The sequence below is a fragment of the Frankia sp. CcI156 genome (assembly GCF_001983015.1).
GTDB classification, from domain to species: domain Bacteria; phylum Actinomycetota; class Actinomycetes; order Frankiales; family Frankiaceae; genus Frankia; species Frankia casuarinae.
This window is the reverse complement of record NZ_MOMD01000109.1, coordinates 1-3,053: the sequence shown is the minus strand read 5'-3', so window position 1 is coordinate 3,053 and position 3,053 is coordinate 1. Positions and strand designations below refer to the sequence as shown.

General features: G+C 70.6%; 3 protein-coding genes and 1 pseudogene. 1 reads left to right on the top strand and 3 read right to left on the bottom strand.

Annotated elements, in window-relative coordinates; all coding sequences use genetic code 11:
• From CcI156_RS26055 to CcI156_RS23335, 3 genes and pseudogenes are all read right to left on the bottom strand, one after another.
• A pseudogene (locus tag CcI156_RS26055) lies at positions 1-193 on the bottom strand (hypothetical protein); the annotation flags it as partial.
• Entirely contained in the window at positions 190-492 is a 303-nt protein-coding gene (locus CcI156_RS23340) for a hypothetical protein (RefSeq protein ID WP_139341594.1), read from the bottom strand. The pseudogene CcI156_RS26055 and the gene CcI156_RS23340, both read right to left, overlap by 4 nt.
• A complete protein-coding gene (locus CcI156_RS23335; protein ID WP_076808287.1) occupies positions 485-826 on the bottom strand; it encodes a DUF397 domain-containing protein in 342 nt (113 codons plus the stop codon). The genes CcI156_RS23340 and CcI156_RS23335 overlap by 8 nt, the downstream gene beginning before the upstream one ends.
• A gap of 331 nt (positions 827-1,157) precedes the next feature.
• Between CcI156_RS23335 and CcI156_RS23330 the strand changes: the two genes are divergently transcribed.
• Positions 1,158-2,567 carry a hypothetical protein gene (locus CcI156_RS23330; protein ID WP_076808285.1) on the top strand — a complete coding sequence of 470 codons (1,410 nt, stop codon included), beginning with the start codon at positions 1,158-1,160 and terminating at the stop codon, positions 2,565-2,567.
• Positions 2,568-3,053: the final 486 nt, after the last annotated feature.

Below are 3,053 nucleotides of genomic sequence, written 5' to 3'. Positions count from 1 at the left end.
CCGTGCACGAGGTCCGCCCGATCGTCCACGTCACCCGTACCAGCAGGTCTTCCACCAGAATGGGCAGTTCCACCACCGGTTCCCCGGCCCGGGCATGCGCCCACCGGTGCGCCCGGTCGAACTCCGCCCGCGGAAAGCTGGTGATCAGTACGCCGTCGCCGTCCAGGACCAGCAACGGCCACCCCCCGGTCACAGGACCACCACCGGATCATCCGGCCGGTGCAGCACCAACGCCGGCACCACCAGCCACTCCCCATACCCATGGGCACAGGCATGCCGGTCCGCGTCCCGGGGGGTGGCGAAGTAGCCGACCACCCCGTCCACGTCCCGCTCCGGCCCGTCGACCACCGCCACCACCCACACCGTGGCCGCCTGATCCGCCCCCGTACCGGCCAGGATCCGCGACCACGCCTCCGACCAGCCCGGGTGTTCCCCCCGACCAGCCCTGGCACCGGACATCGCCCCGCCCCCGGCGCAGGCCTGCTCACCCATCACCGGCCCCCGCCCCGGCAGCCGGGGGAACCGGCACCGAGGGAACCGGCAACGCCGCCAACCGGGCGAACCCGAACTCACCCCGACCCACCCCGGCCAGGAACACCGCCCACTCCCCGGCCTCGAACAGCAACCCCGCCCCCGCCGGGATCCGGCCGTGCCGCACCGCTACCCCCGGGGCATCCAGCAGCCCGAGCGTCCCGACCGGCACCGCGGCCACCTCCACCGCCCCCAGGCCAGCCCGCGCCGTCCGCCACCAGGCCAGACGATCCCGTCCCCGCACCGGCACCTCACACTCCAACCGGGCAAAGTGCTCGTCCTCCCACCGGCCCACGCCAGGACCCCCCTCGTCTCGTGATCACAACAAGGTGGCCCCGGGCAGGCCCCACCCCCGTGGAACAGCCCGCCCGGAACCGTTCACGGCGCCCGCCGAGGACACGAAGGCCAACCCGACCAGAACCGCCGGGCATCACTATCGGCCACCGAACCAGGCATCACAGTGACCGTCGGGGCGCAGGGGAACGCCGCCACCATGACGGCACGGCACGGCATCCGCATGCCATCCGTGCCTTCCTGATGCCATCCCGTGACATTCGAGGCCGGCGGTCGGAACATGGCACCTGACCAGGACCTCAGACCCCGCCAGACAGTCGGAAGGACCGCTGATGGCCCCGCCCCGCAGCGACACGATGCTCGCCCGACTACTTCATGATCGGAACTGGAGTTGCGACGACTTCCGCCGTGTCTTCGACACCACCGCCCGCACACTCAGCCGGGAAAACAACGATCTTCGGGTGCCGGGGCCACTCAGCGACCGGCAGGCGAAACGGTGGATCGCCGGCCAGGTCGCCACCAGGCCCTATCCGGCGGCATGCCGGGTGTTGGAGGAGATGTTTCACGTTTCCGTGGAAGATTTGCTGACCCGGAATCCCACTCGCTACCGTGAGACACAGGCCGTAGCCCCGCCGCCCGTGCTACCACGTCCCGTCATGGTTCCCGCTCAGGCGGAGCCCGGCAGCGGGCCGCCCCGCGAGGAGGTGAGTCCGTCGCGCCGCCGTGACCTACTCGGCACCGGCATCCTTCTTGCCGCCAGCACCGCCACGACTGGCGCCACCAGCCGCGCCGCGCAGATCTCCCGCGCCATCGCCGCGTCCACCCCGGACCCCCTCAGTGTCGCCCAGCTCCACCAGGGCATCCAACGCCTCACCCAGATTTACGCCACTACTCCGCGTGGAGACCTTCTCGGACCTGTCGAACAAGCGTGGGATGACGCCGAAGCCCGCCTTGAAACCCGTGTGTCCGGCGCCGACCGTCGCGATCTCGAACTCCTCGCCGGCCAATACGCCTTCTACCGTGGTCGACTCGCCTTCGACATGGGCGATGACGACGGCGCGTTGACGTTCTTCGTCCTCGCCGCTCAACACGCCCARGCAGYCGGTRACCCACTACTTRCCGGATCGGTTGCCGCCATGCGCTCCGCCGTGGCCTTCTTCGCCCGCGAGTTCGARACCRCTGCSGACATCGCCGCCCAGGCCCAGCCGCAGGCGCACCCCTATATCGTCCCGATCCTTGCCAGCGCACAGGCCCGCGCCTACGCCCTCACCGGCCGCGAAGACGAAGCACTAACCGCCTTGCGGACCATGCGCGACCACGTTTGGAGCGGCTCCCTTCAACCCTGCCCCTCACCCATCGATGAGGAAGCAGGCAAAGCCTTCACCGCTGTAATCCTCGGCTACCTTGGCAAGGGCGACGAAGCCGAGCCGCACGCCCGCGCGTCGTTGGCGATGCTCAGTGGAACCGGACGGTACGTCAGCACCGCCGGCACCCATCTCGCACTCGCACGGGCCTTCATCCACCGCACCCACCCAGACCCCGAACAGGCGGCAACCGCGGTCAGCGCGGCCATCGTCACGATGGGTGGTAAAGAGATCCATCCCAGGACCGTCACCAGAGCTGTGACAATCTGGCGACGCCTCGTGGCCAACCCCGAGTGGGCACGGCTCGAACCCGTCCGCGACCTGGGTGAACAGGTCTCATCTGAGCGCCGTGCGCTCCCAGCAGGCCCAACCATCTAGATCGTCGCCAATGTTCTCTACGGGTTCAAGGGCGGCCTTCGGCCGCCGCGGGGGGCCTGCCGCACGCGCCGCGCGTCGCCGTGCGCGCCGCGCCTACGGGATCGCCACACCCGGCCGGGGCCCCGCCTCCCTCCGGTCGGCACCCCGGCCGGAGCGTCGCCCCGTGGGCCCGTCGGCCCGTCGGCCCGTCGGCCCGTCAGACCCCCCGCCAGGGGGTCCGTGACGACCGTGACGATCGGCGGTCAGGGTGCCGCTGGTCCACGCGGATGGTCGACGGGTCGAGCGAGGTCCGGCGAGGGTAATGCCGTTGCTGGTTGTTGGGGCTCCGCCCCAAACCCCGGCCCTCACTCTGGAGGAGGGGGAAGGCGCGGCACGTCCGCTGATCGCCTCCGCCGCCCGACCGACGGAGGAGATCAGCTCAGCCGGGGCTCTGTGAAAGATCAAAACCCGGGTCGGGTGGCGTGGAAGCCCCCGAACCCGGGTTTG

What these genes read in the sequence shown, in the direction of transcription:
- CcI156_RS23340 (WP_139341594.1), bottom strand. Translation starts at nt 492, where the DNA reads ATGGGTGAGCAGGCCTGCGCCGGGGGCGGGGCGATGTCCGGTGCCAGG.